Raw genomic sequence first — 20,421 nt, 5'->3', positions numbered from 1 at the left:
TCGTTAGGTAATGTCAGAGATGGGGGCAATCACGTAGAGGTCTTCCGCCTCGTGACCATGACCATCGGGGAAATCGGCGGCGGTGAAGCCGGTGCGAACGTCCAATTCGGCATTACGGCTTTTGGCGAAAGCCGCGAACAGCGCGGCGGAGGCCTTGTTTGACGGGGTCACCGTGGCTTCCATGGTGCGCACGCCTGCGTTTTCTTCTCGCGCGAGCAGATTGTCGAACATCCGTTTTGCGATGCCGAGGCCGCGAAAATCCGACAACACGGCCACTTGCCAGACAAACAGGACATCCGGGCGCGACGGAATGCGGTGGGCCATGACGAATCCGGCGGGTTTTCCATAAACCTCGGCAATCGCGCAGGTGCTTTGGAAGTGGCGTCCCGCCATCATGTATGCGTAAGGGGAATTCAGGTCCAAGCCGTCCGCGTCGCGCGCCAGTTCCCACATCAACGCACCCTCGTCCAAGGACGGCGCACGTATACCAACACCATCGACGTCAAGCAGGGCTTCAGTGGCGGCGACTTTGGCCTGATATGGCGCAAGGGAGCCCCCGCCGTTGCGAGTTGAAGGATCCGAGGGTTCCGGTGTCAGTGCTTGGTCGGGCATGAATTTTTCCTGTTATTTTGCTGGCGATATGAACGTACAAAAAGAACCGTGCTCACGAACGTGGGCACGCCGGTTCGGTTGCCGGCCCAAAGGGCCGGCTGGTGTTCGGTACTAGACTTGGAAGGGGATCAGATGTTCGGAATCCGGCATGGCGTATTTGCCAATGAACACCCAGGTTGGAGCAACGGTGCTGCGGACGCACTGAGGCGCCTCTGCGGCTTGTTTGCGCAGGGCGTTAACCTCATTTTTAGCGATAAGCTCAATCACTGTGGGTGCTGAAATCGTTTTCAAACATCGGGCCAAACCCTACTGATTTTATCGGAAATGTCAAATGACGGCCCCGTGACATGGGCCGTCGGCATCTATTAAATCGCTGTTTCCGGCTATAATCGGCTGTATTCGGGGCCTGACGAATGGTTCTGCTGATTTCAGGGTAAAGTGCCTTCCACGGGCAAAGCGACGCTTCCAATCTTGAAAACAGAATTGTATACAATCGGCCATGAATTTCGAACTCACCGAAGAACAGCGTCTGTTCCAGGACGCGGTCGGCGCCTTCGCCCGGGATCACCTGGCCGAGGGCGCCCTTGAACGCGCGCATGCGGGGGAATACCCGCGTGACGTGGCAAAGCTCATGGCTGAAAACGGCCTGTTGGGCATCACCATCGCGGAAGAGGACGGCGGCCAAGGCGGCAGCCTGATGGACGCGGTCATCGCCATTCAAGAAGTGGCGATGCATTGTCCGCGCTCCGCCGACGTGATCCAGGCGGGCAGCTTCGGCGCGATCCGGGTTCTGGCGGCCTATGGCACGCCGGATCAGAAGGAACGTTATCTGAAGCCGCTGCTGGCGGGGGAAACCCTGATCGCCGTCGGCATGACGGAGCCCGACGCCGGGTCCGCCGTGACCGAGCTGCGCACCACGGCGACGCCGGACGGCGAGGGGCTGCGCATCAACGGCCAGAAATGCTTCACCAGCCATTCGCCGGAGGCCGACGTGTTTCTGGTTTACGTGCGCTTTGGCCCGGGGGTGGGCGGCATCGGATCGGTGCTGATCCCGCGCGACGCGGAGGGCCTGGAATTCGGCAAGCCGACGCCGTTCCTGGGCGGCGACGATTGGGCGCCCATGTTCTTCACCGACCTGTATGTGCCGCCGGAAAACATCCTGCTGCGCGAAGGCGGCTTCAAGAAACAGATCGCGGGCTTCAACGTGGAGCGCATCGGCAACACGGCGCGCTCGCTGGCCCTCGGCCGCCTGGCGTTCGAGACGGCGAAGGAACACGCCAAGACCCGCAAGCAGTTCGACCGGCCCTTGGCCGAGTTCCAGGGCCTGCAATGGAAGTTCGCGGAAATGCAGATCAAGCTCGACGCCGGGCAACTGCTGCTGTACCGCGCGGCGGTGAATGCCGACAACGGCTTTCCTTCGGCCCAGGAAACGGCCATCGCCAAGGCCTTCTGCAACGAGGCCGGGCATTGGATCTCGTCGGAGGCGCTGCAGGTCATGGGCGGCATGGGATATAGCCAGGACTCGATCGTCGAATATTGCTTCCGCCGCACGCGGGGCTGGATGATCGCCGGCGGGTCCATTGAAATCCTCAAGAACCGCATCGCCGAAGGGGTGTTCGACACCCGGTTCTCGCAGCGTCCCCCAAAAGCCAAATGAGCGACCACGCGACCCTGGTCCGGGCCCTGTTCACGCCCCGGGCCGTGGCCCTGATCGGCGCCTCGGCGGACCCCACGAAAAACTCCGGCCGGCCGCAGCGGTTTCTGAAAGCCCACGGCTATACCGGCGACGTCTATCCGATCAACCCGGGCCGGGACGAGGTTCAGGGCGTGCCCGCGTTCAAGTCCGTCGCTGACGTGCCGGGCCCGGTCGACCACGCTTTCGTCATGGTACCGGCCAAGCATGTCGAGGACGCCATCCGCGACTGCGGGGCCAAGGGCGTGCCCGTGGCAACGATCTATTCCGACGGCTTCGCCGAAACGGGCGACGAAGGCCGCAAGATGCAGGAACGCCTGGTCGCCGCGGCGCGCAAGGCCGGTGTGCGCCTGATCGGCCCCAATTCCATGGGCGTCATCCATCCGGCCTCCTCGCTGACGCTTTCCGTCAATGCCGTGTTGGAAATGGAAGGCATCAAGCCGGGCGGCCTGTCGCTGATCTCCCAGAGCGGCACCATCCTGGGCACGTTATTGAGCCGGGGGGCGGCGCGCGGCATCAGCTTCGCCCGCATGATCGGCGTCGGCAATGAAAGCGATCTGGGCGTGGGCGAACTGGTCGATCTCCTGGTCGATGATCCCGAGACCAAGGCGATCCTGCTGTTCATCGAAGCCGTGCGCGACGGGGACGTTCTGGCCGCCGCCTCGCGCCGCGCGTTTGCAGCCGGCAAGCCGGTGATCGCCTACAAGCTCGGCCGCTCCGACGCCGGGCGCGAACTGGCGCTCAGCCATTCCGGCGCAATCGCCGGTCCGGCCAAGGCGGCGGATGCTTATTTCAAGGCTCATGCCATTGCCCGGGTCGAAATGCTGGAAGGCTTGCTGGAATCCCCACCCTTGTTCTTGGGCCACCGGCCCGCGAAAGGAAAACGTGTCGCCGTGGTCACCACCACGGGCGGGGGGGCGGCTTCGGTCGCCGACCGCCTGGGCTTGCTGGGGGCCACCCTGGTGCCGGCACCCGACAGTGTGCGCGAAGCCCTGCGCAGCCATGGCCTGGAAATCGGCCGCGGGCCCCTGGTCGATCTGACCATGGCGGGTACGCGGGAAGGGGTTTACGGCGCGGCGCTGGAACAGCTTCTGGCGGCGGACGAGATCGACGCCGTGGTCACGGTCGTCGGCTCCTCCGGTCAATTCAAGCCGGAACTGGCCGTCGCCCCCATCGTCGAACATGCGGCGGGTTCAAGCAAACCCGTGGCCGCCTTCATCGCCCCCCAGGCGGACAAGTCCCTGGCCCTGTTGCAGGCTGCAGGCATCGCCAACTTCCGCACGCCCGAAGCCTGCGCCGATGCGGTCATGGCCTTTCTCAACCGATCCGCCTCGCGCCCGTTGCCTGCGGTCGATAGCCATGCCAAGGACCGCGCCGACGCCTTGGCGTCCCGCGCCCCGGCGGCGCTGCTGAACGAGCGCGAGGCGTCTTTGGTGTTCGAGGCCCTGGGCCTGCCCATTGCGCCGGCTCAGGTCATCATGTCCCCGGGAGAGCCCATCGCCGTGCCGTTCCCGGTCGCGGTCAAGGTGCTGGCCCGCGACATTCAACACAAGACGGAGCGAGGCCTGGTGCGCCTTGGCATCGACGCGCCCGAAGGGGTGTGGGACGCGGCCGAACAATTGCTGGCCGAGGTTCCGGAGGCCGAGGGTATTCTGGTCCAATCCATGGCCCAGGGCGTGATCGGTGAAGTCATCGCCGGATACCGCCTGGACCAGGAAGCCGGACCCATCGTGCTGGTCGGCCCCGGCGGGGTGATGGCCGAGGTCTATGACGATGCCGCCGTGCGCACGGCCCCGGTGGACGAGGCCGAGGCCATGGCCATGATCCAGGAGGTCAAGGGATTGGCGCCGATCCGGGGATTCCGGGGCAAGCCGGCGGGAGACTTGAAGGCTTTGGCCAAGGCTGTCGCGGCCCTGTCCAATCTGGCGGTTCTGGAGACGCCGGTTCTGGAGGCAGAGATCAATCCCTTGATGGTGCGGGGCGAGGGGCAGGGCGTGGTCGCCGTCGACGCGCTGCTGCGGCTCAAATCCCGCTAAGTCTGGCTTTAGTTAACCTTGCTTTGAACCGCCACGGGATCGGCGTATCCTTGGCGGCAATAAAGTGCCGATAAGGCCGATTGGGAAAAGCAGGTGCAGGGAGGCACCCCATGACCAGCCAACAGAACGACATCGAACGCCGCCACGCGAGTGCCCGCATGAGCCAGATCGCCGCCACCGCCGATACCGTTTATCTGGCGGGGCAGGTCGCCACGGGTGATGCCCGGGGCGCCGGCGTCGCGGATCAGACGCGGGAAATCCTGGGCAACATCGATGGCTATTTGGCCGAGATGGGCACCAATAAATCGCGGATACTGCAGGCGCAGATCTGGCTCAGCGACATGGCCTGTTTCGCCGAGATGAACGAGGTGTGGGATGCCTGGGTCGACCCGAAGGCGACACCCGTCCGCGCCTGCGTACAAGCGGCCCTGGCCTCGCCTGACTGGAAGGTCGAGATCATGGTGACGGCGGCACGCTAAGAACACCAATCAAGCAGGAAAGACGAAGCCCCCCATGACCACAACGAAACGCGCGATTGTCGTGATCTGCGATGGCCTGCGGGCCGACATGATCACCCCCGACTGGACCCCCAACCTGTGGCGGCTGAAGGCGCGTTTCCGCACCTTCGCCAATCACCGCAGCGTCTTTCCTTCGACCACGCGAACCAATGCGGCGTCGCTTGCCACTGGCTGTTATCCGGCCCGTCACGGCCTGGAAGGCAACGCCATGGCCCTGGAAGAGGACGGTCGGTTCGAGGTGCTGAGTGTCGGCCCTCCCGGGTTTCGCGACCGTCTGGAAAAGGCGCGGGGACGGACCTTGACCATGCCGACCCTGGCCGAACGAGTAATCGGTGCCGGCGGTCGGGCGGTGGTCTATTCCAACGTGTCGCCGGGTGCGGCCATGTTCCATGATCCGGACGGCCATGGCTTCATCTATCATCGTTCGTTCTCGCAAGGCCCCGGCCGTGCAACGCTGGACCCGTTGGGTGTCGAGCATACGGCGGCCGGTGATACGGCCATGACAGACCGGTTCCTCGAAGAAGTGCTGATTCCCGGTGGGCCGGAATACGCCCTGATCTGGCAGTGCGAGCCCGACCATACCCAGCACTCGGTTGTGCTGGGCTCGCCCGAGCATCTGGCGGTCATCGCCGCCGCCGATGCCAACGCCGGGCGCATCGCCGACCGCGTTGAGGAACTGGACCCGACCGGGGAAAATATCCTGCTGCTGGTGGGTTCCGACCATGGTCATGAGACGACGACCGAAATCGTCGACTTGGACGAGGTGCTGGTCGCGGCCGGCCTGAAGGACGGGCCGGACAGCCGCGAGGTCGCCCTCGCACCCCAAGGCACCTCGGTGACGATCTATCTGGCGCCCGAAGCCATGGAGCGGGAAGGGGCGATCGTTGCCTTCCTGATGACGCATCCGGCGGTCGGCGGCGTTATTCACGGTGCCGACCTGGCCAAGCTGGGCATGCCCGTGGGCGAAGGCGTGCCGCGCATCGCCGTGACCGGAAGGGTGACCGACGCGCCGAACGAATTCGGGGTCAAGGGCGGGTCCGTCGCGTTCCAGGGCACGCTGAAGATTTCCAACAACCAGGGCTGCGGTCAGCACGGCGGCCTGGGCACCTATGAACAAAGTCCCTTCGCGATGGCGCGGGGGCCGCTCTATGCGGGCGGCACGGAAAGCGGCGATCCGACCAGCACGGTCGATTTGGCGCCGTCGATCCTGCGCCACCTGGGTCTGGACCACGCCGACATGGATGGCGCGCCGCTGCCCTGACCGCAGAGTCAAAGGAACGTCCAGGTGACCAAGATCAACATCCAGTTCTCCCGCTTTTCGGCTTTTTACACGCCGCTGATCGCGACCATGGCCGGCGGCTTCTTGACGGACGAGGGGCTGGAGTATGAATGGTCCAAGGCGGCGAACAACGATGCGGCGCTGCAGAACCTGGCCGACGGCACGGTCGACGTCGCCCAGTCGGCGGTGGGCGTCAGCCTGATCCAACTGGCCCGGGGCGACCAGCCGGTGGCCCGCCATTTCGCCCAGATCAACGAACTGGACGGCTTCTTTCTTGCCGGCCGCCATGTCGATCCCAATTTCCAATGGGCGCAGCTCGAGGGCTCGGACGTGCTGGTCGATCACGGGCTGCAGCCCATGGCGATGTTCAAATACGCCTGCCTGAAGGCGGGCATCGATTTCGACAAACTGAACGTGATCGACGCGGGCGGCGGGGCCGATATGGAAAAGGCCTTCCGCGCCGGGACGGGCGACTATATCCACCTGCAGGGACCAGCGCCGCAGAACATGGAATACGAAGGCGTCGGCTACCCCGTGGCCGCGGTCGGCAAGCCCATTGGGCCCTGCGCGTTCTCGTCCCTTGCCGCCACGCCCGTGTGGCTGGCGACGGACGCAGCCAAGGCCTTCACCCGGGCCTATACAAGAACACGGGTCTGGATCAACGAGGTCCCGGCCGACGAGGTTGCCCGCAAGGTGGCGGAATTCTTCCCTGAAACCCATGCCTCGGTTCTGGCCGAATGCATCGCCACCTATCAGGGGCTCGGCAACTGGGTGCCGCGTGTCGAAATCACCGAAGCCTCGCTTGCGGTGGCCCAGGACGTGTTTCAGTTTGCCGGGCATATCAAGGCGCATTATCCCTACGATGTTCTTTGTGCCCATCCCCCCGCCGTCTGACCCTGGGATTGTCCACCCGCCCATGCCCAACACATCAGATCTGAGCGGCGCGCCGCCCCCCCCGGCGCCCGACACAAGCGGCGCCAACCCGTGGAAGACACGCTTGCCCATCCTGGTCGGCGCCCATGCGGTCGGGACCTCCAACTGTGTCGCCGTGCTGTCCATGGCGCCGGTGATCTCGGCTGCCTTCGGCCTGACGGCGACCCAGTTCGGTATCTTCATTTCCTGCTACTACGCGGGCCAGGCGATCTTTTCCGTGCCCGCCGGCGGCGTGACCGACCGCCTGGGTGTGGGATGGAGCCTGGTCATCGGCCACGCCATCATGGCTTTGGCGGCGCTATTGATCAGTCAGGCGCCGACGGTCGACATCTGCATGGTCGCGGCCTTCTTCATGGGCGTCGGTTATTCCATGCTGAACCCGTCGACCGCCAAGGGTGTGTTCGAGTGGTTCCCCGCCCATCGCCGGGGGGCGGCCATGGGCATCAAACAGGTCGGCGTGCCCATCGGCGGGTTGGTCGGGGCGGCCTGCGGCTTCCTCGCGGCCAGTTATGACTGGCAGATGCTGATGCTGGGCGTGGCCGGGATCATCATCTTGAACGGCGTGGCCTGCCTGACCCTGGTGCCCGTTTCAACCAAGGGCGGGGGGGCGCGCAAGAACATCGCCGCCGTGGTCAAGGACGGGCGGGTGAACGCTTTTGCCATCGGCGGCGGCGTCATCAACATGGGCCAGACCAATTTCTTCGCCTTCCTGACCCTGTTCCTGGCCGAGGCCGCGCGCATGGGGCAGCAGACCGTCTCCACGGCCATGGCCGTGGCCCAGGCGTCAAGCGCCGTCGGGCGCATGGGGTGGGGGGCGATTTCCGACAAGGCCTTCGGCGGCCGTCGCATCGTAACCATGACGGTGATCTGCGCGGCGGCTGTCGGTTTTTTTGTCATGATGCCCTTGGTGACCGAATCCTGGGGCATGGTCATGGGGTTTGGGCTGGCGTTATGCCTGGGCCTGACCATTGCGTCCTTCCCGCCTGTGGCCCAGGCCATTCAGGTGGAAATGGTCGACCCGCATTTGGCCGGCTCCGCCGTTGGCTACAACATGCTGTGGACGCATGGCTGTGCGACTCTGGCACCGATCGTGTTCGGTTATGCCGTCGATCATTTCGGTGGATTTTCCAGCGGGTGGCTGGTCACGGCGGGCTGTGTCGCCGCCGGCACGCTGGTCATCTATGTGTTGGTCAGGACAGGGCCGCGTCGGCGGATCTATGGGCGTTGAAGATGCCGCGCCGTAGGAACCCGTCACTGCGTTTCAAAGAACCGTTTCCATTTTTCGTTTTCGGTCTGCCAGTCAGAATAGGAAATGACGTGGGTGACCGTCTCGCCGTCGTTCGACATGGGCAGGCGCAGGCATTCCTGAAATCGCGATGGCTGGTCGGTTCGCGGCCGCAGATCATGGACGAAGGCCATGGCCCGGCGTTCCGCGACGACCATGCGGTATTCCCGGTCGATCGTACGGCCGTGTTCCTCGGGTAAATGGTCCAAAGGAGAGCGGCCCGTGTAATCGAACCCCTTCACGTCGGCCAGCCCCGTCCCCCAGAATAGGTACTTGAATTTTTGCGGGTTCTCGATGACTTCGACGACGGTGAAATAGGGGACGGCAGCCGCCGGGTATTTCAAAATATCGGCAACGGCCCAGGAGGGAGCGAAGGCATCATTCTTTAGTTCATTCCAAACCTGGAGAACCGGCTGAAACAGCGGGCCGCCCAGTTCGGATGCCGCAAGCTGATGATGAACGAGCTTATATGTCGGCGTTGGATTTCGAATGTCGCTCCTCCTTCTCCAGCCCTGAATTCTAGGGCACGTTGACATAGAACACAGCAAGGACCGTGCCAAGCGCTGATTTAGCGCGGGCGCGCCGGCCGGGATTTCCACGATACGGGTAAAAGAAAAGGCCCGGTAACCCGGGCCTTTTCCAATTCGATGACCGTGTTGTTCTAGGCGGCCCGGACATCGGTCAGGAACCGCTCCACGACGACGCGGAGGTTCGCCGCTTTTTCGCTGAGACTGCGGGATACGCCGAGCACTTTCTCCGAGGCTTGGCCGGTATCGTTGGCGGCCTCGTTGACCGAGACAATTGTCGATGTCATTTCCTGCGTGCCCAAGGCAGCTTCTTCGACATTGCGAGCGATTTCCTGGGTCGCCGCCTGTTGTTCCTCGATTGCGGCAGCGATGCCGGTGGCAATGTCGTTAATCTCCGAGATCACGGATGTGATCCCTTCCGTTGCGGTGACGGCCTGTTGCGTCGAGTTCTGGATACCGCCGATCTGTTGGGCGATTTCGTCGGTTGCCCGCGCGGTTTGATTGGCCAAATTCTTGACCTCGCTGGCGACCACGGCAAAGCCCTTGCCGGCCTCGCCGGCGCGGGCCGCTTCGATTGTCGCGTTCAAAGCCAAAAGATTGGTCTTTTCCGCGATGTCGGTGATGAGGGCCAGAACTTCGCCGATCCGCTGCGCCGAGGCGGCAAGCTTGGAGACCGTTTCACGGGTTGCTCGGGTTTGGTCAACAGCTTCACGCGTGATTTGGCTCGACCGCGAGACCTGTCTGCTGATCTCCTGGATCGAACTGGTCAGTTCTTCGGTCGCGCTGGCGACGGTGGTGACGTTGTTTGACGTCTGTTCAGATGCCATGGCAACAGTACCCGCCTGATGGGCCGTGTTCTCGGCGGTCGTCGACATCGCCTGGGCCGTATGCTCCATATCGGCCGTCGAATTGGTGACGACGGCCAGAACTTCCGAAACGGACGCATCGAAATCACGGGTCAACTGGTCGACACGCTGGGTGCGTTGTTCTCGCGCCTGTTGTTCGCGGCGTTGCTCTTTGGCCAAATGATCGGCCTTGACCATGGCATCCTTGAACACTTGTACGGCGATGGCCATACGACCGATCTCGTCGCCTCGGTCGGTTGCCGGCACGGGTTTGGTCATGTCGCCAGCCGCCAACACCCCCATGAATTCCGTCATCGCGCCGATCGGGCGGGTGATGGAGCGCGACACCATCAGGATAAGACCGGTCATGAGTGCGATCACCACGGCGCCTGCGAGTCCCAGGGTTACAACCTGTTGGTGGAACGCGGCCTCGACATCGTCAACATAGACCCCGGAACCGATGATCCATCCCCAGGGCTTAAACCCGGTGACGAAGGATATCTTTGCCACAGGCTCGTCAAAGCCAGGTTTCGGCCAATGGTAATGGACCGTGCCGCTGTCTTTGGACGTCACGACATTGACCATTTCGCGGAATAGGGCGACACCGTTCGGGTCCTTGAAGTCGATCAAGTTCTTGCCGTCGAGCTTCGGATTGATGGGATGCATCAGCATCACGCCGGCCATGTCGTTGATCCAGAAATACTCGTCGCCGCCGTAGCGCAGTTTCTTGATTTCGGCCATGGCGCCGGCTCTGGCCTCTGCGTCGGTCAGGTCGCCCTTTCTGCTGCGTTCCTCGAAGCTTTGTGCGATGCCGTTTGCCAATTCGACGGCGTGCTGGATGTCTTGAGCGCGGGATTCGTAGAGCTTTTCACGGAACTCGATCAGATTGAAGGCGAACAAGGCGACCGAGCCGACGATGAGCAGGGGGATGATTAAGGCAAGTTTTGCACCGATGGTGAGGCTGGTTAGACGTGCCATGTTGTTGTCTCCGGTGTTTTTTTGCGCCGATTACGGCGAAACCAAGTGAGGCGATCTTGAGGGGATAATTTGCGTTGCGTGTTTGATGCGGGGGAATGTACCGCAGAATATTCAAGATCATGTTGCGTTGCACAATTTATTTTGCAAATGCGTAATTTTCATGACGGCCCGGACCAAGTGTCCCTTTCGGAAGGGCGCTTGGATCACAAAAAAAGCCCGCCGTTTCGGCGGGCTTTTGATTGGCGGTGTGTTGTTCGGCGTCAGATATGGACGGTCGTCATTTCGATGTGGCGATCGGCGATCAGGTCGGCGCCGGCGTCACGGAACTTGATGTAATGGGGCTCCTGGCGGTGGGAATCGAGCGCCGCCTCGTTGGTGTAGACCTCGTAAAAAAAGAAGGTGTCGGGATCGTCCTTGGACGTCATGACCCGGAATTCGTGGCAATTGGGCTCGTCCCGCATGGCGGCGACGGCGTTCTCCATGATGATCGGCATGAACTCCTTGCCCTTGCCGGGCTTGCATTTGATGGTGACGATGATGGCGAATTTCGAGGCCATGTCGGGGGATACTCCCTTGGAATGTTGTTTGATAAATTAGACGGGCAGCGCCCATTAGTGGGTGACAGATTGTGTACAATTTCCCAATATGCGCGCCGTAACACAAGACATAAGCACACAAATAACAATAACGCATTCCACCCGGAGGACACCCAAGCATGAGCGACAAGCCGCTCTATACGGCGGACCTGTGCGACGACCATCCGGACGTCCGCGTCTGTCAGTTGACGTTCATTGATTTCGCCAAGCGCAGTCATTTCCACGGCCAGATCACGACATTTTCCACCTTTGAAGACAACCAGGGCATCCGCGAGATTCTGGCCGAAGGTGGCAAAGGCCGGGTGCTGGTGGTTGACGGCCGCGCCTCGCGCCGCCGCGCCCTGACCGGCGGTAACATCGCCGCCGAGGCCGAGCAGTACGGCTGGGAAGGGCTGGTCTACAACGGATGTATCCGTGACCAGCATGAGTTCGTCGATCTGGACCTGGGCGTCAAGGCCATCGCCACAACCCCCATGCGTCCGCGCGTTGACGGAATCGGACTGCGTGATGTCGACCTGAATTTCGGCGGCATCGTCATTCGCCCCGGAGAATTCCTTTACGCCGATAAAGACGGCGTTATCGTATCGGAGAAGAAACTACATGACTGACCAATCGAAAGAACTGCCGGACGCCGTCATCGAAAAATTTCAGGTGATGCATGAGTTCGCCAAGGCAGCGAAGAACAATCTGAACAAGAACATCTTTGATTATGTGTTCGGCGGGGCCGAGACCGAAACCACGGTCAAGCGCAACCGCATGGCCATCGAGACCTATACCCTGCGTCCCCGCGTCATGCGCGACGTTTCGAAAATGGACGCGGGCAAGGATCTGTTCGGTATGCGCTTGAAACTGCCGGTCTGTCTGGCGCCTATCGGTTCGCTGCAGCAAATCTCGGCCGGTGGCGGGGCCTCGGCGGCCAAGGCCGCCGGACGGTTCGGCTGCGCCCACATGCTGTCCAGTGTGTGCGAGCCGGGCATGGACGAGGTTGCCAAGGCGGCGCCCGATGCCTGCCGTGTGTTTCAGCTGTATGTGCGGGGCGACGAAGACTGGGTCGACGATAAGGTTCGCCAGGCACAGGACTTGGGCTACAAGGCCTTCGCCGTGACCATTGATCTGGACGCCTATTCCCGGCGCGAACGCGATCTATCCAAGCGCTTTGTCACCGCCGGCCGCCAGTCCGCCGTGGGAGAGACCCATCAGGCCCGGTTCAACTGGTCCGACGTGGATCGGATCAAGAAAATCTGCAAGATTCCGTTCATCCTGAAGGGCATCGCCACAGCGGAGGATTCCAAGCTGGCGGTCGAGCATGGAGTCGACGTTGTTTACGTGTCCAACCATGGCGGGCGGCAGCTCGACCACGGGCGCGGCTCCCTCGACGTTCTGCCGGAATGCGTCGATGCCGTGGCCGGCAAGGCCAAGGTTTGGGTCGACGGCGGTTTCATGCGCGGCACGGACGTGGTCAAGGCGATGGCACTTGGCGCCGACATGGTCGGTCTCGGTCGTCTGCAGGCTCTGGCCCTTGCGGCCGGTGGCGAGGATGCCCTGGTCCGCATGCTGGATATTCTGGAGCATGAAGTGAAGATCGCGCTGATGCTGTCCGGCGTTACCGGCTACGACGAACTGGGGCCGGAATACGTGCACAAGGAATACCCGGCCTACCCGCCGCATCAGTTCTCCGCCTTTCCGTTGCTGGAAGACGGCTATTAAACTGATAACCGGCTTCGATCGGATCATAAAAAGGCCGGCCTCGGAATCGAGGCCGGCCTTTCTGATTCCGCCGCAGGGGCGGGAAGGGGGGCTGGGTCAGCCGACCTTCTTTTCCCCGCCGTCACGGATGTACTTGTAGACGACGGTGAAGTCGGAGCCCGGCATGTCCTTCTCGCAGCCGTCGAAAATTTTCGAGACCAGCGTGGCGATGGCGTTGGGCGTACCGGCCTTGTCCGAATTTTCGCGGAACAGGCGCACGTCCTTGGCCAACAGCTTGGTGAAGAAGCCGGCGTTGAAGTTCTCCGTCATGATCTGATTGGGGAACTTGTCGAGGCTGGCCGTGTTCATGCCGGTGGACACGTTGACGACGTCGAGAATCGCCTTCATCTCGACCCCCTGGGACAGGCCGAACAGGACCGCTTCGGTGGTCGCCGTCGTCGCCGTGGCCGACAGGAAGTTGTTGAGCATCTTCACCACCTGGCCCTGGCCCGGCGTTGCACCGACATGGAAGGGATTCTTGGCGAAAGCCTTGAACACATCCATATGGGCGTCGAACACATCCTTGGGGCCCGAGCCCATGATCGCGATGGTGCCGGCGATGGCCCCTTTGCGACCGCCCGACACGGGGGCATCAATATAAGTGATCTCGGCGTCCGTGAAGATTTTGTCGATGTCCTGGGCGGCGGCCAGACCGATGGTCGAGAGGTCAATCACGACCGAGGTCTTGCGGTCGTTGACCTGAACGATTTCCTTGGCGACCGTTGTGCAGATCGGGCCGTCGGGCAGGGACAGAAAAACGGTGTCCGCATTGGCCAGCACACCGGCCAGGCTGTCGTGGGCGATGGCCTTTTCGTGGGCGCGGTCCTTGGTGCCTGCGGCGTCGTAAACGTGGACCGGAAGTCCGGCCTTGGCGATGTTGTCGGCCATGGGGCCACCCATCTGGCCCAGGCCGATGAAACCGTAGGTGCGTTGGTCGGTCATGCGTCAGTCCTCCAGATCGGTTTTGACGTCGATCTTGGAGATGTCGATGCCTTGTTCGTTGAACACCTCGCGGGCCAAACGGAAGGCCTCAATGCCGGCGGGAATGCCGCAATAGATAGCGACCTGGGTGCAGATCTCACGAAGATCGGCGACGGTCAGGCCGTTGGTGATGGCGCCCCGGAAATGCAGCTTGAATTCATGGGGCCGGTTCAGGGCCGCCAGCATGCCGAGGTTGAGGATCGAGCGGTCGCGCTTGGACAGGATGCCTCGGCCCCAGCTGCCGCCCCAGCAATATTCGGTGACGAACTCCTGGAAGCCGCGGTTGAAGTCGTCGGCGCCGCCCATGGACTTATCCACATAAGCGTCGCCCAGCACCTCGCGCCGGTATTTCATGCCCATGTCATGCATTTTCGTTGAATTGGCCATTTTGGATGGTCTCCCTCGGGTGTTGAAAGTGTCGCTTTGTATACATTCCTGAGGAGGGGGCATACACCAGAACGGCTGCCGGGCAAGGCAAATTTTTTGATTCAGTCAAAAAACGGCCGCAGAAAATCTTCGTGTGAAAAACTAAAATTGAGTTGTGAACCCGTTGACAACGGCATGGGGGGCTTCTAGGTTTCCCCCCTAACCCAGGGAGAAAAATAAGAAACTCCCGCATCAAAAACAGTGGGAAGGAAACATTCTGTGGGGGCACTCCTCGAGATTGATAATCTCCAGACGCATTTCTTTACGTCTGGGGGAACCGTTAAAGCTGTTGACGGCGTATCGTACGACGTCAACGCCGGTGAAACCGTCGCCGTCGTGGGCGAGTCCGGTTCGGGGAAATCCGTTACCGCGCTCAGCATTCTGCGTCTGATCCCGAAGCCGCCCGGCGAGATCGTCGGCGGTGAAATCCGCTTCCAAGGCAAGAACCTGGCGTTCTGTACCGAGGACGAGATTCGGGAAATTCGCGGCCGCGATATTTCCATGATCTTCCAAGAACCGATGACGTCGCTGAACCCGGTTCTGTCGATCGGCTTGCAGCTGACCGAGCCTATGATGGCGCATTTGAACATGTCCGAAGCCGAGGCTAAGGAGCGTGCGGTCAAGCTTCTGGAACTGGTCGGCATCAACGAACCGCGCCGGCGTATCGAACAGTATCCGCACCATCTGTCGGGCGGCATGCGTCAACGCGTCATGATCGCCATGTCGTTGGCGTGTGAGCCGAAGTTGATCATCGCCGATGAGCCGACGACAGCTCTCGACGTGACCATTCAGGCGCAGATCCTGGAGCTGATGAAGAACCTGACCCGCGAAATGAACGTGGCGATGATCATCATCACCCATAATCTGGGTGTGGTTGCGCGTTATGCGGATCGGGTCAACGTCATGTATGCGGGGCGCATCGTCGAAACGGGCAATGCATCGGACATCTATCACCGTCCGCGTCATCCCTACACCCTTGCGTTGCTCAAGTCCGTGCCGCGCATGGACCGCCCGCGTCAGGCCAAGCTTGATCCCGTCGATGGCCAGCCGCCGGATCTCACCCGCCTGGACGGCGGTTGTTCATTCCGGCCGCGTTGCAAGTTTGCCATCGACAAGTGCAAGGAATCGTACCCGCCGCTCGAGGAAATGGGCGACCAGCACTACAGCGCATGTTTCCGGTCTAAAGAAAGTTTGGCGGAGATCGAACTATGAGTGAAGCCCAGACACAGGCCGGCGCGGATTACGGCTCTCAGTTCCGCGGTCAGGTTTCCGACGAGGTCCTGATCACAGTGAAGAACCTGAAGATGCACTTCCCGATCACGGAAGGCATCATCGTTCCGCGCAAGGTGGCCGATGTGAAGGCCGTCGACGGTGTCGACTTTTACATCCGCAAGGGCGAGACCCTGGGTCTCGTCGGTGAATCCGGCTGCGGCAAGACGACGACGGGACGTTGCATCTTGCGTCTCGAAACGCCGACCGCCGGCGAAATTATGTACGACGGTAAGGACATCTGTCAGCTCAACAACAAAGATCTGATCGACGTCCGCAAGAAGATCCAGGTCATTTTCCAGGATCCGTACAGCTCGTTGACTCCGCGCATGAAGATCGGCGAGATCATCGGGGAGCCGCTGAAGGTTCACGGCATCATCCCTGATGAAGCCAAGCGCCGCGAGCGCATCGGCTATCTGCTGGGCCGTTGCGGTCTGCATCCGGATTTCGCGGACCGTTATCCGCACGAAATGTCGGGTGGCCAGCGCCAGCGTGTGGGCATCGCCCGGGCGCTCGCGATGGAGCCGGAGTTCATCATCTGTGACGAAGCTGTGTCGGCGCTCGACGTGTCGATCCAGGCCCAGGTGATCAACCTTCTGGAAGAGCTGCGCGAAGAGTTCAATCTGACGTATCTGTTCATCAGTCATGATCTCTCCGTCGTTCGCCATATCTGCCACCGGGTCGCTGTCATGTACCTGGGCCACATGGTGGAGCTGGCCGACTGCGATGAACTGTTCGACCATCCCCTGCATCCCTATTCGCAGGCGCTATTGGCCGCGGTGCCGATTCCCGATCCAGACCTGGAAAAGACCCGCGCACACACGATCATCAAGGGAGAAATTCCTAGCCCGATTAACCCTCCGTCGGGCTGCGTTTTCCATCCCCGCTGTCCTTTAGCTGTGGACTCGTGTAGCCAAAATATTCCAGACTTCAGAGAAGTGCGACCTGGCGATTGGGTGGCCTGCACGGAGGTGTGATCTCCCCCTTTTCAGGGAGGACACAAAAGAGTGGGGAGTGATCGAACATTCCTCGAACCATAAATGGGTAAGGAGACTTCACATGAGTAAATACGCGCGTTTCGCGTTGGCACTCGCGGTGGGCACTGGGCTCGCCATGGGTGCGACCGGACCGGCAAAGGCAGAGACGCCGAAGAAGGGGGGGACCCTCTCTTACATCGTCGCTGCTGAAGCGCCGTCCTACGATTTGCATAAGGAATCGACCTTCGCGGCGGTTCACCCGATCCGGCCGTTCTACAGCCTGCTGATCCGGGTCAATCCTGAGAACCCGCAGTCCCCGACGGACTTCCAGTGCGACATTTGCGTCGGCGAAGTTCCGAAGCCGACCGATGGCGGCAAGACCTACACCTTCAAGATCAAGAAAGGTGTCAAGTTCCACGACGGTCAGGTTATGACGGCCCACGACGTGGTCGCCACCTACAACAAGATCGCGTTTCCGCCGGAAGGTGTCGCTTCCGTGCGTAAAGCCTTCTTCAAGATGCTCGACAGCGTTTCCGCGCCGGACGACGAAACGGTCGTCTTCAAGCTGAAATTCGCGACCGGCTCGTTCCTGCCGGTTCTGGCCAACCCCATGAGCCCGATCTATTCCGCCAAGGATCTCAAGGAGCACGGCTACGACTGGCATGAAAAGAACGTGAACGGCACTGGCGCCTTCAAGTTCAAGGAAGCCGTTGCGGGTTCGCACGTCGATGGCGTGCGGTTCGAGGACTTCCACATGGCTGGCAAGCCTTACCTGGATGGTTTCCGGGCGCTGATCTCGCGCAAAATGGCCATCCGCGTTCAGGCCATCCGTGGCGACCGCGCGGCCATCGAATTCCGTGGTTTCCCGCCGAAGCAGCGTGACGACCTTGTCAAGGCGCTCGGCAAAGACATCACGGTCCAGGAAAGCGATTGGAACTGCGTGCTTCTTTACACGCCGAACCATGGCCGTCCGATCATGCAGGACCCGCGCGTCCGTCAGGCTTTGACCCTCGCCGTTGACCGGTGGGGCGGCTCCCAGCACCTGAGCCGTATCGCCATCGTCAAGACCGTTGGCGGCGTCGGCTTCCCGGGGCACCCCCTGTCGGCCACCAAAGCTGAACTGGTTCCCCTGAAGGGCTACGGCACGGACCTGAAGGCTGCTCGTGCAGAAGCCAAGAAGCTGCTTGCCGAAGCCGGCAAGTCGGACCTCAAGTTCGAACTGATGAACCGCGGTACCGACCAGCCGTACAAGATCGTCGGCACCTGGCTGATCGGCCAGTGGCGTCAGATCGGTCTGGAAGTGTCCCAGCGGGTCGAGCCGACCAAGACCTTCTACAACGAACTCCGCAACACGAAGAACTTCGACGTGTCGCTGGACTTCAACTGTCAGTCGGTCGTTAACCCGCTTGTCGATACCTCCAAGTTCATTGGCTCTGCCGGCAACAACTACGCCAACATGAAGGGCCAGGACCAGCAGCTCGAAGAAATCTACGAGCAGATGCTGCAGGCGCCGGAAGAAGCCAAGCAGCGTGAGCTGATGCGCGTCATGGAAAAGCGGGCTCTGTCCGACCAGGCGCACATGGGTGTCACCCTGTGGTGGTACAAGATCAACCCGCACCGTTCCTATGTGAAGGGCTGGAAGATCGCGCCGTCTCACTACCTGAACCAGAGCCTCGATCAGGTCTGGCTCGACAAGTAGAGTTGCGCTTGACGCAGCCTTAACAAAAACCGGGGATCGCCCGCCGCCGGATCGGCGGCGGGCGATCAACCCCGATAGAGGAAGACATGGGTAAGTATATCCTTAAGCGTCTGATCGCGATGATTCCGACCCTGCTCGGGGCCGCGGTTCTGGTTTTCTTTTTGCTGCGCTTGGCGCCCGGCGACATCTGTGAGGTGCGTCTGCTTGGTACCGGCGCTACGGTGGCCCAGGAACAGATCGACATCTGCCGCGAGAGCCTGGGACTAGACAAGCCGCAGATTGCACAGTTCTTTGATTTCGTCTGGGGCTATTTCATCTTCGATCTTGGCACTTCCATGTGGACGGGCCAGCCGGTTACCCATGAAATCGCCATCCGTTTCGAATTGTCTCTGCAGTTGGCTGTCATGGCGACCATCGTCGCGACGATTATCGCCATTCCGCTGGGCATCATCTCGGCCGTGAAGCAGAACACGCTCATCGATTACTTCGTGCGCGGGTTTGCCATTGCCGGTATCGCCATTCCGTCATTCTGGCTCGGCCTGATGATCATTCTCGGGCTTCTGGTCTTCAGCCAGGCTTGGTTCGGCGAACCTTGGATGCCTCCAATCATGTTCAAATCGATCTGGGAAGACCCTGCACACAACCTGTCCCAGTTGATGTGGCCCGCCGTTGCGACCGGCTACCGTTATTCCGCCGTCGCGGCCCGTATGACGCGTTCGGCCATGCTTGAGGTTCTGCGCGAGGACTATGTCCGCACCGCACGGGCCAAGGGAATGGTCGAGAAGATCGTCATCAACCGCCACGCGCTGAAGAACGCATTGTTGCCCGTGGTTACTATCCTGGCGCTTGAGTTCGCGTTCCTGATGGGCGGGTTGGTCGTGACCGAACAGGTGTTCAACCTGAACGGTTTGGGCAACTTGATGGTCGACGGCGTCGAACACCATGACTTCACGATGACCCAGAACTTGGTGATGCTCGTCGTCATCGTGTTCGTCATCACCAACCTTATTACCGACTTGGCCTATGCGTGGCTTGATCCGCGCATTCGCTACTCGTGACGGGATATAACGATGGTTACCGTTTCTGAAATACAAACCGAAGCCCAGTTCGAGGAAGTCGCGCCGAAAAAGCCGTGGACGCAAGTCGCGATCGAACTGTGCCGTAAGCAACCCCTTGGCGTGTTCGGTCTGGCGATCGTCTTTGTGATGATCATTGCCGCGATCTTGGCCGAAGTCGTCGCCCCGAATGATCCTCTCCAGGAACATTTCGACGCCATGCTGGCCGCGCCGAGTGCCGAATACCTGCTCGGCACGGATGAATTCGGCCGCGACATCCTGACCCGGCTCATCTACGGGTCGCGGACGGCTCTTCTTGTCGGCTTCGTTTGCGCCATCGTGGGTGCGACGGGTGGTCTCGTCCTTGGGGTCGCCAGCGCCTACTTCGGCGGTCTGTTCGATCTGATCCTCCAGCGCATCCTGGATGTGTTCATGGCGTTCCCGCTGATCATTCTGGCCCTGGCGGTCGTCGCCACCCTCGGGCCGGGGATCGAGAACGTGATGATCGCGATCATCCTGCCATTTGTGCCGCAATGCGCACGCGTGGTGCGATCAAATGCCTTGGCCATCCGCGAAATTCCCTATGTGGATGCGGCCCGTGCCTTGGGCTTCAGCGATGCCCGTATCATCCTGCGGCACATGGTGCCGAACGTCATGGCACCCTACCTGATCATGCTGACCACGTTCCTCGGTCAGGCGATCCTGCTGGAAGCCTCCCTGTCGTTCCTGGGCCTGGGCGTGCAGGATCCGACCCCGGCTTGGGGCCTGATGCTCAGCAACGCGTCCGAGTTCTTCGAGGGTGCGCCCTGGGTTGCCGTTTATCCCGGTGTCGCGATTTCCCTCAGCGTGTTCGGATTCAACCTGTTCGGGGACTCCGTGCGCGACGTTCTCGACCCGAAAATGCGTTCGCGCTAAAGGGCGGAAACGTATCTTAAGTATACGGAAAGGGCGGCTTCGGCCGCCCTT

The 20,421-nt window shown here is 61.3% G+C and carries 19 protein-coding genes; 13 read left to right on the top strand and 6 right to left on the bottom strand.

Going from position 1 to position 20,421, the window contains the following annotated elements; genetic code table 11:
* Positions 1 to 3: 3 nt before the first annotated feature.
* Entirely contained in the window at positions 4 to 612 is a 609-nt protein-coding gene (ectA, locus tag KFF05_11390) for a diaminobutyrate acetyltransferase (protein ID UTW50560.1), read from the bottom strand.
* Positions 613 to 1,111: 499 nt separating this feature from the next.
* Between ectA and KFF05_11385 the strand changes: the two genes are divergently transcribed.
* The 6 genes from KFF05_11385 (at position 1,112) to KFF05_11360 (ending at position 8,299) form a co-directional block, all read left to right on the top strand.
* Positions 1,112 to 2,269: an acyl-CoA dehydrogenase gene (locus tag KFF05_11385; protein UTW50559.1), complete on the top strand. Its 1,158-nt coding sequence runs from the start codon at positions 1,112 to 1,114 to the stop codon at positions 2,267 to 2,269.
* Entirely contained in the window at positions 2,266 to 4,341 is a 2,076-nt protein-coding gene (locus tag KFF05_11380) for an acetate--CoA ligase family protein (protein ID UTW50558.1), read from the top strand. The genes KFF05_11385 and KFF05_11380 overlap by 4 nt, the downstream gene beginning before the upstream one ends.
* Before the next feature lie 110 nt (positions 4,342 to 4,451).
* Positions 4,452 to 4,820 carry a RidA family protein gene (locus KFF05_11375; GenBank protein ID UTW50557.1) on the top strand — a complete coding sequence of 123 codons (369 nt, stop codon included), beginning with the start codon at positions 4,452 to 4,454 and terminating at the stop codon, positions 4,818 to 4,820.
* 34 nt (positions 4,821 to 4,854) lie between these two features.
* The gene (locus KFF05_11370; GenBank protein ID UTW50556.1) at positions 4,855 to 6,120 is read left to right on the top strand and encodes an alkaline phosphatase family protein; all 1,266 of its coding nucleotides are present in this window, start codon (positions 4,855 to 4,857) and stop codon (positions 6,118 to 6,120) included.
* Between the two features lie 24 nt (positions 6,121 to 6,144).
* Positions 6,145 to 7,032 (top strand): ABC transporter substrate-binding protein, encoded by an 888-nt coding sequence (locus tag KFF05_11365; protein ID UTW50555.1) that lies wholly within the window; start codon positions 6,145 to 6,147, stop codon positions 7,030 to 7,032.
* A gap of 22 nt (positions 7,033 to 7,054) precedes the next feature.
* Positions 7,055 to 8,299 (top strand): MFS transporter, encoded by a 1,245-nt coding sequence (locus KFF05_11360; GenBank protein UTW50554.1) that lies wholly within the window; start codon positions 7,055 to 7,057, stop codon positions 8,297 to 8,299.
* Between the two features lie 23 nt (positions 8,300 to 8,322).
* On the opposite strand, the gene KFF05_11355 is transcribed toward KFF05_11360, so the two are convergent.
* The 3 genes from KFF05_11355 to KFF05_11345 all read right to left on the bottom strand — a co-directional run bounded on the left by KFF05_11355 (position 8,323) and on the right by KFF05_11345 (position 11,263).
* Positions 8,323 to 8,700: a PAS domain-containing protein gene (locus tag KFF05_11355; protein ID UTW50553.1), complete on the bottom strand. Its 378-nt coding sequence runs from the start codon at positions 8,698 to 8,700 to the stop codon at positions 8,323 to 8,325.
* A 317-nt stretch (positions 8,701 to 9,017) separates the two neighbouring features.
* Positions 9,018 to 10,706: a cache domain-containing protein gene (locus KFF05_11350; protein ID UTW50552.1), complete on the bottom strand. Its 1,689-nt coding sequence runs from the start codon at positions 10,704 to 10,706 to the stop codon at positions 9,018 to 9,020.
* Between the two features lie 260 nt (positions 10,707 to 10,966).
* A complete protein-coding gene (locus tag KFF05_11345; protein ID UTW50551.1) occupies positions 10,967 to 11,263 on the bottom strand; it encodes an antibiotic biosynthesis monooxygenase in 297 nt (98 codons plus the stop codon).
* A gap of 158 nt (positions 11,264 to 11,421) precedes the next feature.
* On the opposite strand from KFF05_11345, the gene rraA reads away from it, so the two are divergent.
* A complete protein-coding gene (gene rraA, locus KFF05_11340; protein UTW50550.1) occupies positions 11,422 to 11,910 on the top strand; it encodes a ribonuclease E activity regulator RraA in 489 nt (162 codons plus the stop codon).
* Positions 11,903 to 13,009 carry an alpha-hydroxy-acid oxidizing protein gene (locus tag KFF05_11335; protein UTW50549.1) on the top strand — a complete coding sequence of 369 codons (1,107 nt, stop codon included), beginning with the start codon at positions 11,903 to 11,905 and terminating at the stop codon, positions 13,007 to 13,009. The genes rraA and KFF05_11335 overlap by 8 nt, the downstream gene beginning before the upstream one ends.
* Before the next feature lie 96 nt (positions 13,010 to 13,105).
* Here the strand turns inward: KFF05_11335 and KFF05_11330 are convergent, their stop codons facing one another.
* Both KFF05_11330 and KFF05_11325 read right to left on the bottom strand, forming a co-directional pair.
* Complete coding sequence (locus tag KFF05_11330) at positions 13,106 to 13,990, bottom strand: NAD(P)-dependent oxidoreductase (GenBank protein UTW50548.1); 885 nt, start codon at positions 13,988 to 13,990, stop codon at positions 13,106 to 13,108.
* Between the two features lie 3 nt (positions 13,991 to 13,993).
* Positions 13,994 to 14,416, bottom strand: a complete 423-nt coding sequence (locus KFF05_11325) for a carboxymuconolactone decarboxylase family protein (protein UTW50547.1) — start codon at positions 14,414 to 14,416, stop codon at positions 13,994 to 13,996.
* A 258-nt stretch (positions 14,417 to 14,674) separates the two neighbouring features.
* Between KFF05_11325 and KFF05_11320 the strand changes: the two genes are divergently transcribed.
* The 5 genes from KFF05_11320 to KFF05_11300 all read left to right on the top strand — a co-directional run bounded on the left by KFF05_11320 (position 14,675) and on the right by KFF05_11300 (position 20,370).
* Positions 14,675 to 15,667 (top strand): ABC transporter ATP-binding protein, encoded by a 993-nt coding sequence (locus tag KFF05_11320; protein UTW50546.1) that lies wholly within the window; start codon positions 14,675 to 14,677, stop codon positions 15,665 to 15,667.
* A complete protein-coding gene (locus tag KFF05_11315; protein ID UTW50545.1) occupies positions 15,664 to 16,701 on the top strand; it encodes an ATP-binding cassette domain-containing protein in 1,038 nt (345 codons plus the stop codon). Before KFF05_11320 ends, KFF05_11315 begins: the two co-directional genes overlap by 4 nt.
* Before the next feature lie 82 nt (positions 16,702 to 16,783).
* Positions 16,784 to 18,400 (top strand): ABC transporter substrate-binding protein, encoded by a 1,617-nt coding sequence (locus tag KFF05_11310; protein ID UTW50544.1) that lies wholly within the window; start codon positions 16,784 to 16,786, stop codon positions 18,398 to 18,400.
* 86 nt (positions 18,401 to 18,486) lie between these two features.
* Entirely contained in the window at positions 18,487 to 19,458 is a 972-nt protein-coding gene (locus KFF05_11305) for an ABC transporter permease (protein ID UTW50543.1), read from the top strand.
* A gap of 12 nt (positions 19,459 to 19,470) precedes the next feature.
* Complete coding sequence (locus KFF05_11300) at positions 19,471 to 20,370, top strand: ABC transporter permease (GenBank protein ID UTW50542.1); 900 nt, start codon at positions 19,471 to 19,473, stop codon at positions 20,368 to 20,370.
* Positions 20,371 to 20,421 lie beyond the last annotated feature (51 nt).

This window comes from bacterium SCSIO 12827 (genome assembly GCA_024397995.1).
Taxonomy (GTDB): domain Bacteria; phylum Pseudomonadota; class Alphaproteobacteria; order Rhodospirillales; family Casp-alpha2; genus UBA1479.
The sequence above is the reverse complement of the archived record's forward strand: the minus strand, read 5'-3'. Positions and strand labels throughout refer to the sequence as shown.